This is a genomic window from Ruegeria sp. H7 (assembly GCF_056532945.1).
In genome coordinates this window covers 575,999-587,952 of record NZ_JBQFNZ010000001.1, presented here as the reverse complement: position 1 = coordinate 587,952, position 11,954 = coordinate 575,999, and the positions used below count along the sequence as shown (strand labels likewise).

The following is an 11,954-nucleotide window of genomic DNA, read 5'->3' as shown; positions in this document are numbered from 1 at the left end:
TTTAGCGTTGCTGCGGCGCAGCATCAATCGCAGAGTTGACCTTGCGGCACCTGATCCGGCGAAGCGATGCCCATTTGTCCCATATTGGCCAGCAAATCCTGCCGCAGAATGTCGATCACATGGGTCGGACCCTGCGCGCCAAGGGCCGCAAGCCCATACAGAAACGCCCGCCCCAGCATGACAAAATCCGCACCTTTGGCCATGGCGCGCAGAATGTCCAAACCACCCTCGACGCCGCTGTCGAAAATCAGCGGCAGGCTGCAGGCGGCGCGAATCTCGGGCAGCACGTCGATGCTGGCCGGTGCAGCGTCAAACTGGCGTCCGCCGTGGTTCGAGACCCAAAGCGCATCCACACCTGTTTTCTCAAGCCGTTCCGCATCTTCGGGTCGTAATACGCCCTTCACGATAAACGGCCCGTCCCAATGATCGCGCAGCCATTTGACATAATCCATGTCGGGCGAGGTGCGCAGCAGATACCCGATATGGGCGGTTGGGGGCAGGGTCTGCTGGCCATCGATATACTTGTCCAGGGTCCGCATCCTGGGCGTTCCGTGTCGCCACATGCCCATGGCCCAGGCCGGGCGCATCGCAACCTGAGCCAGCAATCGCGGCGTCAGACGCGGCGGCTGCGTCTGGCCCGAGCGCGTCTGACGTTCGCGCCGCGACGCAACCGGCACATCGGCGGTCAGAACCAGAGTCTTGAACCCGGCGGCACGTGCGCGGGCCAGCACATCGCTGCGAATCTCGGGGTCTTTGGGCGGGTAGAGTTGAAACCACGCGTTCCGGCCCAGATGCGGTGCCATATCCTCGGGCGATTGGCTGGCGACGGTCGACAAGGTGAAGGGCAGACCGGCCTGCGCGGCCGCACGCGCCAGCAGTGCCTCGGCATTCGGCCAGATCAGGCCGCACATCCCGATCGGAGCGATTCCAAAAGGCAAGGCGCAGGTCTGCCCCAAAAGCTCGACCTGTGTGTCGAACGTTAACTCTCCATGCAGGATCGAGGGGTACAGTCGCACATCGTCCAGCGCCTGCCGGTTGCGGTGCAAAGTGGTTTCCGTTCCGGTGCCACTGTCCACATATTCCCAGACAAAATGCGGCAACCTGCGCCGGGCGCGGCGTTTCAGATCCGGGATGCCGGGGTACATGCTGTGCAAATCCATGCGGATTGATCCGACCTGCACGGCGATTCGGCAAGGGTTTGGGCGGTGCAGGTCCTTCGACGCGCCTTGGCCGATCAAAATGAGCCGTTCGAAGCGCGCGTTACGCCGCCTGTTCAGTGCGCGTTAAGAAAGTTGAAAGCGCGTGTGAACAAGCCGTGAACAAACTCTTTCCCTTGGCACGCATCCGGCGTAGTTTGAAGCCATGAGCAGTTTTGACGAAATGGACGCCTTCGAGGGCGCATCGCTGTCGCAAAGAGCCATGGCCGCGCGGCCAGCGCCGTATCTGGATGACCTGAACCCGGCCCAGCGCGAAGCGGTCGAGCGGTTGGACGGGCCCGTGCTGATGCTGGCGGGCGCGGGGACGGGGAAAACCAAGGCCCTGACGACCCGGATTGCGCATTTGCTGACCACCGGGAAAGCGCGTCCAAATGAGATTCTGGCGGTGACCTTCACCAACAAAGCCGCGCGAGAGATGAAAGAGCGCGTGGGGCGGCTGCTTGGGCAACCAGCCGAGGGCATGCCCTGGTTGGGCACTTTCCACGCCATCTGCGTCAAGCTGCTGCGGCGGCATGCCGAACTGGTCGATCTGAAATCGAACTTCACGATTTTGGATAGAGATGACCAACTGCGTCTACTGAAGCAAGCCATGCAATTCTACAGTGTCGACGAAAAGCGCCACCCTCCGCGCTGGCTGGCTGGCATTATCGACGGCTGGAAGAACCAAGCTTGGGATCCAGACAGAGTACCTGCGTCCGCGGATGTGGAGCTTTGGTGCGAGAGCCTTTTTACAGAAGACCAAGTTGCGTCCGCAGAAAAAGTGTACAAGTTCAGTCGGCGAAATCCGGAAAGTGGTGCCATTGGCCGCAATGTTGTTTCTGGCACTGAGGTTTACCGCAGATACCAGACCCGCTTGCGCGAATTAAACGCTGTGGATTTCGGCGACCTGCTGTTGCACATGGTCACGATCTTCCAGACCCACCCGGACGTTCTGGAACAATACCAACGCTGGTTCCGCTATATCCTTGTGGACGAGTATCAGGACACCAACGTCGCCCAGTACCTCTGGCTGCGTTTGCTGGCCGGGGGGCACAAGAATATCTGCTGCGTGGGCGACGACGACCAGTCGATCTATGGCTGGCGCGGGGCCGAAGTGGGCAACATCCTGCGGTTCGAGAAGGATTTTCCGGGCGCTTATGTGGTGCGGTTAGAACAGAACTACCGCTCGACCTCGCATATTCTGGCTGCTGCGTCGAATGTCATTCGGGGCAATGAAAGTCGCTTAGGCAAAGAGCTATGGACCGACCGGGAAGAAGGCGAAAAGGTTCGTCTGATCGGCCATTGGGATGGCGAGGAAGAGGCGCGCTGGATCGGCGAGGAAATCGACGCGATGCAGGGCGGCACGCGCGGCGTGCGGCCGATGAACCTCGATGAGATTGCTATTCTGGTCCGCGCCTCGCATCAGATGCGGGCGTTTGAGGATCGGTTTCTGACCATTGGTCTGCCCTACAAGGTGATCGGCGGCCCTCGGTTCTATGAACGGATGGAGATTCGCGATGCCATGGCCTATTTCCGTCTGGTGGTCAGCCCTGAGGACGATCTGGCGTTTGAGCGGATTGTGAACACGCCCAAACGAGGCCTCGGTGACAAGGCGCAGCAGACGATTCAGATGACGGCGCGGGAACACGGGGTGTCTCTGGTCGAGGGCGCTCGAATTGTTGTTGAAAACAAATTGATCGGCGCAAGAGGTGTCAAGGCGCTGGGCGAGTTGATCGACGGCCTTGCCCGCTGGAATGCGATGACGCGGGGCCCTCGGATTGAGGTCGATGATGACTCGGTTATCGACGATGGCGTGTCGCCGATCCGCTATGGCGCGCCCGAGCATACGCATATCGAACTGGCGCAGATTGTTTTGGACGAATCCGGCTATACCGGTCACTGGCAAAACGACAAAACACCCGAAGCGCCGGGGCGGCTGGAAAACCTCAAGGAACTGGTCAACCAGCTGGACAATTTCGAAAACCTGCAAGGGTTTCTGGAACATGTCAGCCTGGTCATGGACAATGAGCAGGACTCGGATGGGGCCAAGGTTTCCATCATGACGCTGCACGCGGCCAAAGGGCTGGAGTTTCCCGCGGTGTTCCTGCCGGGGTGGGAGGATGGGTTGTTCCCCTCGCAACGGTCGATGGACGAATCGGGCCTCAAGGGCCTCGAAGAGGAACGGCGATTGGCTTACGTGGGCATCACCCGTGCGGAAGAGGTTTGTACGATTTCTTTTGCGGCCAATCGGCGGGTGTTCGGGCAGTGGCAGAACTCGATGCCGTCGCGGTTCATCGACGAATTGCCCAAGGATCACGTGGAGGTGCTGACGCCTCCGGGGCTGTATGGTGGTGGTCAGACAACGGCAGGGATCGAAACCCGCGCGGCGGAGGCGAATGTTTATAACTCTCCCGGCTGGAAGCGGATGCAGGCGCGGCAGGGCCAGTATGGCATGTCGCAACCGCGCGAAAGCCGCAATACGGTGATCGATGCCACGGCGGTAGCCAGTTTCACCCTGGGTGAAAGGGTCTTTCACCAGAAATTCGGCTATGGCGGTGTGGTTGGCATCGAAGGCGACAAGGTCGAGGTCGAGTTTGACAAGGCCGGGACGAAGAAAGTTGTTTCCCGGTTCCTGTCTGCCAAGGACGACGTGCCGTTTTGATCTTTTTGCGAGGCTCTGCCTCGCGCTCCGAGGTATTTTTGAACAGAAGAAGCAGGGGCGTTCGCGCCCCTTTTTGCTGTGCGCAAAAGAAAAGCGGCGGTTCCCAGGGAGGAGGAGGGGGAACCGCCGCTCATTGCAACATCAGAGCAGGGAGGAGGAGAGCCCTGATGTATCAGCACCCGGGTTTGAGCCCGGTATGGGTACGACGCGGCGACGTCAGGGAGGAGAAGGACGTCGCCGCGCGCTTTCAACATCAGGGCAGGGAGGAGGAGAGCCCCGATGTATCAGTTTCCGGCGTTCAGGGCCGGTATTAGGTGCGGCAGCGTCAGGGAGGAGGAGAGACGCCGCCGCTGATTACAGACCCTAAAGGGAGGAGGAAGGGTCTGATCTCGGGTGTTTCGGTGCGCTTAGCGCGCGGTATAGTCGTCAGCCGCCTGCATCGCAACGCGGCGGATCATCGAGCGGTGCAGGCCCAGATCGGCCAGCTCGCGGTTGGACAGGCCGGACAGTTCGTTGACCGTCTGGCGGTACATGCGGTGACGGGCAAAGCGGATTTTGGCGGCTTCGATCAGCGCGCTCAGCCCGCTTGTGTGTGCGCCCTTCAGCGCGGTGGAATTTGCTGCAACAGCCATGTGCTTTACTCGGTCTCGTGTGTCTGTGCCGGTGTCGTCCGGCGCTTGCTTGAGACTGAAAATAGGCAAATGCTGCGATTGCACAATACCGGGCGACGTCAATGCTGCTATGCAGCAAATGCATAGATATCAGAATGTTGAGCGGGCACCTGTAGATTCCCCTTATAAATATGGGTTTTGGAAACGCCTTTGCTTGTGGTTTGCGAAGCGGAAAAAAGTTACCGCAAGCATTCGCCATATGTTTGAGCGCTAACTTGGAAAATTTGTGCGTTGTAAAAGCCCAAGATTTCAGCAGCGCCAGCCTGTTTGGGACTGTGACGGCCCCCACTTGGGAATTCATGGGATGTTCTGTGGATTGATGGTCCAAGCAAGACTGCCGTGGATTTTGAGGTCATTGATTCGGGATTGGTGTCACGGTTTTTGGGCGATATTTCCGGAAAGCCGGGGTAATTCTGAAAAAAGATGGGAAATCGTGGGAAGTCTCTTCCGCTTATAGAAATTGGAACATATGGGTACATGGATGCCCGGCTTGTCTATATGCAGTGTATATACGCCTGTGAATCATAGTGATATGATGGTCGCATCGCAGCTTGACGAACGCAGTGACCAAATTTTCCAGTTGATTTCCATGATTTCCCATGTCATCCCTTATTCATCCGATGAGGACGAGGCAGCAGGGGCACAAAACGACCCCAACCAATAATAATCAGGTTTCATACAGGCATCTCGCTTTCATCTATCAAGAGATCCGGCGCGCGGGCGAGCAGACATCCCCCCAGGTGGCGCGTGCAGCTGGACATCCCGCAAAGCGGGTCAATGCGGCGGGTTGATCAGTGGCAGCAGATCAACCCGCCGTTTTTCATCCGGGGGGGCGTGAATTTGAGGTGGGGCGCAAGCGAAAGGGACAGTCGTCTTGGCGCGCAGGTTTAGAGGTGAAAGCCACCATAAGGTGGACACGAAGGGCAGGGTCTCGATCCCGGCCTCGTTTCGCCGTGTGCTTGAAGCGTCCGATCCCAACTGGCAGCCCGGTGACAATCCTGAGCTTGTGATTGTCTATGGCGATCACCGCCGCAAATATCTTGAATGCTATACGATGCAGGCGATCGACGAGGTTGATGCCAAGATCGATGCGCTGCCGCGCGGCTCGATGGAGCGCAAGATGTTGCAGCGCATGTTCCACGGTCAATCCTTCCCGACCAATGTGGACGAAACCGGGCGGCTGGTGCTGCCGGCAAAGCTGCGCAGCAAGATCGACCTTGCAAATGAGGCGTTCTTTATCGCTGCCGGTGACACCTTCCAGATCTGGAAGCCTGAGACCTACGAGGTCGAGGAACTGGCCAAGGCCGAAGAGTGGATGGACGATCTGCCAGACGATTTCGACCCGATGGTCTATCTCGATGGCATCGGGGACGCGTGACGGCATGTCCGGCGCTGACACCCCTTCCGATAAACCTCATATCCCTGTTCTGTTGCGCCCGTTGCTGGGTGCGGTGGCGCCGGTTTCAGGCGTGTGGTTGGACGGAACCTTCGGCGCGGGCGGGTATACGCGTGGCTTGTTGGGGGCTGGGGCTGACAAGGTCATCGGCGTGGACCGCGATCCGCTGGCCTTTGAGATGGCGGCGGGTTGGGCAGCCGAATATGGTGACCGGCTGGTGATGCAACCCGGCGTGTTTTCCCGGATGGACGAATATGCCGAAGGTCTGGATGGCGTTGTGCTGGACCTCGGGGTGTCGTCCATGCAGTTGGATCAGGCCGAGCGTGGGTTTTCCTTCATGAAGGACGGGCCGCTGGACATGCGCATGAGCCAGGAGGGTGAAAGCGCCGCTGATCTGGTGAACGAAGCGACCGAGGCGCAACTGGCCGATATTCTGTTTCACTACGGTGAAGAACGCGCCAGCCGTCGGATTGCCAAGGCAATTGTCAAAGCGCGGGCCGAGGAGCCGATAACCACAACCCTGCGTCTGACAGAGATCATCGAATCCTGCTTGCCGCGCCCGAAGCCGGGGCAATCGCATCCAGCGACGCGCAGCTTTCAGGGGCTGCGGATCGCGGTGAACGCGGAATACGAAGAACTGTTTCAGGGCCTCATGGCCGCCGAACGGGCGTTGAAGCCGGGCGGGCAACTGGCTGTTGTCACCTTCCATTCCATCGAAGACCGCATGGTCAAACGGTTCTTTCAGTCCCGCGCGGGCAAAACAGGCCGGGCGAACCGCTATGCGCCCGAAATGGAACAGGAATTGCCGCAATTCACTTTGAAAACCCGCAAGGCCGTGGGCCCGGATGATCAGGAATTGCAGGAAAATCCGCGCGCGCGGTCGGCCAAACTGCGTGTTGCGGTGCGAACCGAGGCTCCGGCGGGGGAAATTGACGCCCGCGCAATCGGGATGCCGCAATTGGGGGGAAGGGCAAGATGAAGAGTGTTTTGTATGTGTTGACCGCTCTGTCCGTGTTTGGATTGGCGCTTTGGGCGTATCAAGAGAATTACCGCACCCAGCAAGTGTTGAAAGAAACGCAGAAATTGCAGCGTGAGATCGGCATGGCGCAGGTGCGTCTGGCGGTTCTGAACGCCGAATGGGCCTATCTGAACCGTCCCGACCGGTTGCGCGAACTGGCGGATTTGAATTTCGAACGTCTGGGTCTGCTGCCCCTGCGGGCCGAGCAGTTTGGGCGTGCCGATCAGATCGCATATGCCGAAGACCCTGATCTGCCCATCGTGGATCCGATTGAATTGCAGGCGATTACTGACTTGCAGGCATTGGGCGAGGTGCAGATTCCATGACCCGCACACCACTCCGCCCTTTGGCCCGTGTTCTGGATGCCCGTGCCCGTGGGGAAAATCCGAAGGTCATCGAACGCGAAAACATCCGTCAGCGTCATGAACAGATGAAAGACCGCGCCCGTGCCAGGGCCGAGGGTCGCCTGCTGGTGCTGGGCCTGTTCTTTTTCTGTGCCTTCTCGGTTGTTGGCTTCCGGATGGGGATGTTGGCGACGTCCGAGGCGCAAGAGCCGCTGGCCAGCGCGCCGGGGGCGGCGATTGCCATGCAGCGCGCCAATATTGTGGATCGTGAGGGTCGGATTCTTGCGACCAATCTGGACACTTATTCGGTCTACGCCCAACCGCCCCTGATGATCGATCCGATTGCGGCGGCGGATCAGTTGGTGGCGATCTTCCCCGATCTGGATAAAGAGCGTCTAGTCAAGGACTTCACTGGCGAGCGCAAATTCCTTTGGATCAAAAAGCGCATCTCGCCCGAGCAGAAACAGGCTGTTCACGACATCGGTGATCCCGGCATCCTGTTTGGTCCGCGCGAAATGCGGCTGTATCCGAACGGCAAGCTGGCCGCGCATATTCTGGGTGGCTCCGGTTTTGGTCGTGAGGGCGTGAGTGCTGCCGAAGTGATCGGCGTTGCTGGTGTCGAGAAGAAATTCGACGATTATCTGCGCGATCCGGCCAACGGCAACAAACCGTTGCAACTGTCGCTGGACCTGACCATTCAGGCCGCAGTCGAGCAGGTGCTGTATGGCGGCATGAAAATCATGAACGCCAAGGGGGCTTCGGCCGTTCTGATGAATGCGCATACGGGTGAGGTGGTCTCGGCGGCGTCGCTGCCGTCTTTTGATCCCAACGATCGCCCGCGCCCTCCGACCTCGGGCTTTGATCCGTCGGACAGCCCGTTGTTCAACCGCTATGTGCAGGGCGTGTATGAGCTGGGCTCGGTCTTCAAGATCTTTACTGCCGCGCAGGCCGTGCAGCTTGGGCTGGTAAACTCCGAGACCATTATCGACACCTCGGGGCCGATGAAAATCGGTCGCTTCCCGATTGGTGAGTTCAACGGCAAGAACTACGGCAAGATCAGCGTTGCGGATGTGATCGTCCATAGCTCGAACCGGGGAACCGGGCGGTTGGCCTTGCAGATCGGTTCCAAACGGCAGCAGGAGTTTCTGCAAACACTGGGCATGTTTGAACCCACACCGTTTGAGATTGTCGAGGCCGCCGGGGGCGCGCCGCTGAAGCCCAAGAAATGGGGTGAGTTGAGCACGGTGACCATTTCCTATGGCCATGGCCTGTCGACCAGCCCGATGCATCTGGCGGCGGGGTATGCGGCGATTGCCAATGGCGGGCATTATGTCAGCCCGACAATTCTGAAGAAAAACGGCCCGCAATACGGCCCGCGCGTTCTGTCGGACAGCGCCGCGTCGCAGGCGCAGAAGATGCTGCGCAAAGTGGTGACCGACGGCACCGCCAGCTTTGGCGATGTCAAAGGTTATGACGTTGCGGGCAAAACGGGAACGGCGGATAAACCCAAGCCGCGCGGCGGGTACTACGATGACAAGGTGATTGCGACTTTTGCTACCATCTTTCCGGCCTATGACCCGAAATACGTGCTGATCGTCACGCTGGATGAACCGTCAATCGTGGCCTACGGCGAAAAGCGCCGCACCGCAGGCTGGACGGCTGTCCCGGTTGCGGCTGAGCTGATCGGGCGGGTTGCCCCTTTGCTGGGCCTGCGTCCTCGGCTTGAGCCTGAGGCGGGCGCTGCTATAACCCTGACCTCGAATTAGGGTGCCAGAGAACAGGTGGGTCATGGGCGCAAGAACAAAGAAACTCAGCCAACTGGCCCTGACCGCGCGCGGCGGCGCAAATCCGGATATCACCGGGCTGGCGGTTGACAACCGCGAGGTCAAAGACGGCTATCTGTTTGCAGCCCTTCCCGGCACCCGCGTCCACGGCGGCGAGTTCATCCAATTTGCCCTGCGCATGGGGGCCGCAGCCGTTCTGACCGACGCCGAAGGCGCACGGATCGCGGCAACCGAACTGGCCGCTTCCGACGCCGCCCTGATCGTGGTCGAAGACCCGCGTCAGGCGCTGGCCGGGTCGGCGGCGCTGTGGTTTGGCCAGCAGCCGCAGACCATCGTGGCGGTTACCGGCACCAACGGTAAAACCTCGGTTGCCAGCTTCGTGCGCCAGATCTGGACCGAGCTTGGCCATGCCGCCGTCAATCTGGGCACCACCGGGGTCGAGGGTGCCTGGACCGCTCCGCTGGCCCACACCACGCCCGAACCGATCACCCTGCATCGCTGTCTGTCCGAGGCTGCCAAGAATGGCGTGACCCATGCGGCGATGGAGGCGTCTTCGCATGGGTTAGAGCAGCGCAGGCTGGATGGCGTACAGCTAACCGCCGCCGGATTTTCGAACTTCACGCAGGATCATCTGGACTACCACGAAACCTTCGAGGCCTATTTTGCAGCCAAGATGGGGCTGTTTGACCGGGTTCTGCCTCATGATGGGACCGCAGTGATCAACCTCAGCGACCCAAAGGGAGCCCGTGTGCGCAAGATTGCCGAGGCGCGGGGCCAGTCGGTGCTGACAGTAGGATTGGGCGAGGCCGATCTTTGCCTAATGAACCAACGCTTTGACTCGACCGGGCAGGATTTGCGGTTTTCCTGGCAAGGCAAGACTTTCCAGACCCGCCTGAACCTGATCGGAGGGTTTCAGGCCGAAAACATCCTGCTCGCCTGTGGGCTGGTGATCGCCGCCGGGGATGAGCCCGAGCGGGTGTTCGAAACCCTGCCGCACCTGACAACGGTCCGGGGGCGCATGCAACTGGCGGCCACCCGTGACAACGGCTCAGCAGTATTTGTGGACTATGCCCATACGCCTGACGCCGTTGCCACGGCATTAAAGGCGCTACGCCCGCATGTGATGGGCCGTCTGATCGCCATTGTTGGCGCAGGTGGAGATCGAGATGCCACCAAACGCCCGCTGATGGGTAAGGCCGCAACGAACCATGCGGATATCGTATTCGTCACCGATGACAACCCGCGTAGCGAAGACCCAGCCACCATCCGCGCCGCCGTGATGGACGGCGCGCCTGGTGCCACCGAGGTAGGCGACCGGGCCGAGGCCATTCTTCGCGGCATCGACGCCTTGCAACCGGGCGACGCGTTGCTGATCGCTGGCAAGGGGCATGAAACCGGCCAGATCGTCGGCGATCAGGTTCTGCCCTTCGACGACGTCGAGCAGGCGAGCATTTCCGTGGCCGCTCTGGATGGGAGGGTCGCATGACGCTTTGGACAGCGGCAGAGGCTGCCGAGGCCACCGGCGGGCGGGCAACCACGGATTGGCAGGCAAATGGCGTGTCGATTGACACAAGAACGTTGCAGCCGGGCGATCTGTTTGTTGCGCTGAAGGCTGCACGTGACGGGCATGATTTCGTGGCTCAGGCGCTTGAGAAGGGCGCAGGGGCGGCGCTGGTTTCCCATATCCCCGAGGGTGTGTCCGAAGATGCGCCGCTGTTGATCGTCAAAGATGTGCAAGCCGGGCTCGAGGCGCTCGGGCAGGCCGCGCGGGCGCGGACACAAGCGCGCGTGGTCGGGGTGACAGGTAGCGTCGGCAAAACTTCGACCAAGGAAATGCTGGCAACCATTCTTGAAACTCAGGGCAAAACCCATGCCAGCGTCGCCAGCTACAACAATCATTGGGGCGTGCCGCTGACACTGGCACGGATGCCGCAGGACACCGAGTTTGCGGTGATCGAGATCGGCATGAACCACCCCGGCGAGATTGCTCCGCTGGCCCGCCAGGCCCGCCCGCATGTGGCGCTGGTGACAACCGTGGCCGCGGTTCATCTTGAGGCGTTTGAGTCGGTTGCAGGCATTGCCCACGAAAAGGCAGCTATTTTCGAGGGGCTGGAACCCGGCGGCGCAGCCATCGTGAACGCTGATATCGACCACGCCGAAATTCTGCGCCACACGGCGCAAGATCACGGTGCAGGGATCGTTGAATTTGGCCGCAAGGCTGCAGATTACAAACTGACGGATGTGACTGCCGGGCCGGATTCGGTTCAGGCAAAAGCCACGGTTGGTGACACGCAGTTCACCTTCGACGTCCAGTCCGCCGGTACGCATTTTGCGATGAACGCATTGGGCGCTCTGGCCGCCTGTGTCGAACTGGGCGTTGATCTGGATCAGACCATCGCCGGTCTGCGGCAATGGTCGCCGGTCAAGGGGCGCGGCGTGCGCGAGACCTTGCTGCTGGCCGCTGGCGGACAGATCGAACTGCTGGACGACAGCTACAACGCCAACCCGACCTCGATGGAGGCCGCCTTGGATGTGCTTGCTGCATCGCAAGGCGCGCGCCGCATCGCCTTTCTGGGCGACATGAAAGAACTGGGGCCGCAGGAACAGGCCATGCACGCAGCCATGGCCCAGGTCGATGCGATGGCGCGTGTGGACCAAGTGCATTGCATCGGTCCGCTTATGCAGGCTCTGCATCAGGCCCTGCCAGCCAACAAGCGCGGACTGTGGTTTGAAACCAGCACCGAGATGGCCGTGCACCTGCCTGATCTGATCAAAACCGGCGATACTGTGCTGGCCAAGGGCTCGCTGAGCATGGCTCTGGCGCGGATTGTTGACGGTCTGCGCAAAATGGGGCAAGGGGGCGCGCTTAACGGGTGAACGCAC

At 60.2% G+C, this 11,954-nt stretch carries 9 protein-coding genes; 7 read left to right on the top strand and 2 right to left on the bottom strand.

Annotated features, from left to right (window positions below; all coding sequences use genetic code 11):
- Window positions 1-23: 23 nt before the first annotated feature.
- Window positions 24-1,160: an alpha-hydroxy acid oxidase gene (locus tag ACR0AC_RS02735; protein ID WP_480871840.1), complete on the bottom strand. Its 1,137-nt coding sequence runs from the start codon at window positions 1,158-1,160 to the stop codon at window positions 24-26.
- A gap of 202 nt (window positions 1,161-1,362) precedes the next feature.
- On the opposite strand from ACR0AC_RS02735, the gene ACR0AC_RS02730 reads away from it, so the two are divergent.
- Window positions 1,363-3,858, top strand: a complete 2,496-nt coding sequence (locus tag ACR0AC_RS02730) for an ATP-dependent helicase (RefSeq protein WP_480871837.1) — start codon at window positions 1,363-1,365, stop codon at window positions 3,856-3,858.
- A 407-nt stretch (window positions 3,859-4,265) separates the two neighbouring features.
- Here the strand turns inward: ACR0AC_RS02730 and ACR0AC_RS02725 are convergent, their stop codons facing one another.
- Window positions 4,266-4,490, bottom strand: a complete 225-nt coding sequence (locus tag ACR0AC_RS02725) for a DUF1127 domain-containing protein (protein WP_170452119.1) — start codon at window positions 4,488-4,490, stop codon at window positions 4,266-4,268.
- Window positions 4,491-5,439: 949 nt separating this feature from the next.
- On the opposite strand from ACR0AC_RS02725, the gene mraZ reads away from it, so the two are divergent.
- The 6 genes from mraZ to ACR0AC_RS02695 are packed head-to-tail and all read left to right on the top strand — an operon-like array spanning window position 5,440 to window position 11,948.
- Window positions 5,440-5,907, top strand: a complete 468-nt coding sequence (mraZ, locus tag ACR0AC_RS02720) for a division/cell wall cluster transcriptional repressor MraZ (RefSeq protein ID WP_480780302.1) — start codon at window positions 5,440-5,442, stop codon at window positions 5,905-5,907.
- 4 nt (window positions 5,908-5,911) lie between these two features.
- Window positions 5,912-6,904 (top strand): 16S rRNA (cytosine(1402)-N(4))-methyltransferase RsmH, encoded by a 993-nt coding sequence (gene rsmH, locus ACR0AC_RS02715; RefSeq protein ID WP_480780529.1) that lies wholly within the window; start codon window positions 5,912-5,914, stop codon window positions 6,902-6,904.
- Window positions 6,901-7,269, top strand: a complete 369-nt coding sequence (gene ftsL / locus ACR0AC_RS02710) for a cell division protein FtsL (RefSeq protein ID WP_170633591.1) — start codon at window positions 6,901-6,903, stop codon at window positions 7,267-7,269. The genes rsmH and ftsL overlap by 4 nt, the downstream gene beginning before the upstream one ends.
- Window positions 7,266-9,053, top strand: coding sequence for a peptidoglycan D,D-transpeptidase FtsI family protein (locus ACR0AC_RS02705; protein ID WP_480707806.1), 1,788 nt, complete (start codon window positions 7,266-7,268; stop codon window positions 9,051-9,053). The genes ftsL and ACR0AC_RS02705 overlap by 4 nt, the downstream gene beginning before the upstream one ends.
- Window positions 9,054-9,075: 22 nt before the next feature.
- Window positions 9,076-10,557 carry a UDP-N-acetylmuramoyl-L-alanyl-D-glutamate--2,6-diaminopimelate ligase gene (locus ACR0AC_RS02700; protein WP_480871834.1) on the top strand — a complete coding sequence of 494 codons (1,482 nt, stop codon included), beginning with the start codon at window positions 9,076-9,078 and terminating at the stop codon, window positions 10,555-10,557.
- The gene (locus ACR0AC_RS02695; protein ID WP_480625709.1) at window positions 10,554-11,948 is read left to right on the top strand and encodes a UDP-N-acetylmuramoyl-tripeptide--D-alanyl-D-alanine ligase; all 1,395 of its coding nucleotides are present in this window, start codon (window positions 10,554-10,556) and stop codon (window positions 11,946-11,948) included. The genes ACR0AC_RS02700 and ACR0AC_RS02695 overlap by 4 nt, the downstream gene beginning before the upstream one ends.
- Window positions 11,949-11,954: the final 6 nt, after the last annotated feature.

What these genes read in the sequence shown, in the direction of transcription:
- ACR0AC_RS02705 (WP_480707806.1), top strand. Translation starts at nt 7,266, where the DNA reads ATGACCCGCACACCACTCCGCCCTTTGGCCCGTGTTCTGGATGCCCGT.
- ftsL (WP_170633591.1), top strand. Translation starts at nt 6,901, where the DNA reads ATGAAGAGTGTTTTGTATGTGTTGACCGCTCTGTCCGTGTTTGGATTG.
- rsmH (WP_480780529.1), top strand. Translation starts at nt 5,912, where the DNA reads ATGTCCGGCGCTGACACCCCTTCCGATAAACCTCATATCCCTGTTCTG.
- ACR0AC_RS02695 (WP_480625709.1), top strand. Translation starts at nt 10,554, where the DNA reads ATGACGCTTTGGACAGCGGCAGAGGCTGCCGAGGCCACCGGCGGGCGG.
- ACR0AC_RS02735 (WP_480871840.1), bottom strand. Translation starts at nt 1,160, where the DNA reads ATGGATTTGCACAGCATGTACCCCGGCATCCCGGATCTGAAACGCCGC.
- ACR0AC_RS02725 (WP_170452119.1), bottom strand. Translation starts at nt 4,490, where the DNA reads ATGGCTGTTGCAGCAAATTCCACCGCGCTGAAGGGCGCACACACAAGC.
- ACR0AC_RS02730 (WP_480871837.1), top strand. Translation starts at nt 1,363, where the DNA reads ATGAGCAGTTTTGACGAAATGGACGCCTTCGAGGGCGCATCGCTGTCG.
- ACR0AC_RS02700 (WP_480871834.1), top strand. Translation starts at nt 9,076, where the DNA reads ATGGGCGCAAGAACAAAGAAACTCAGCCAACTGGCCCTGACCGCGCGC.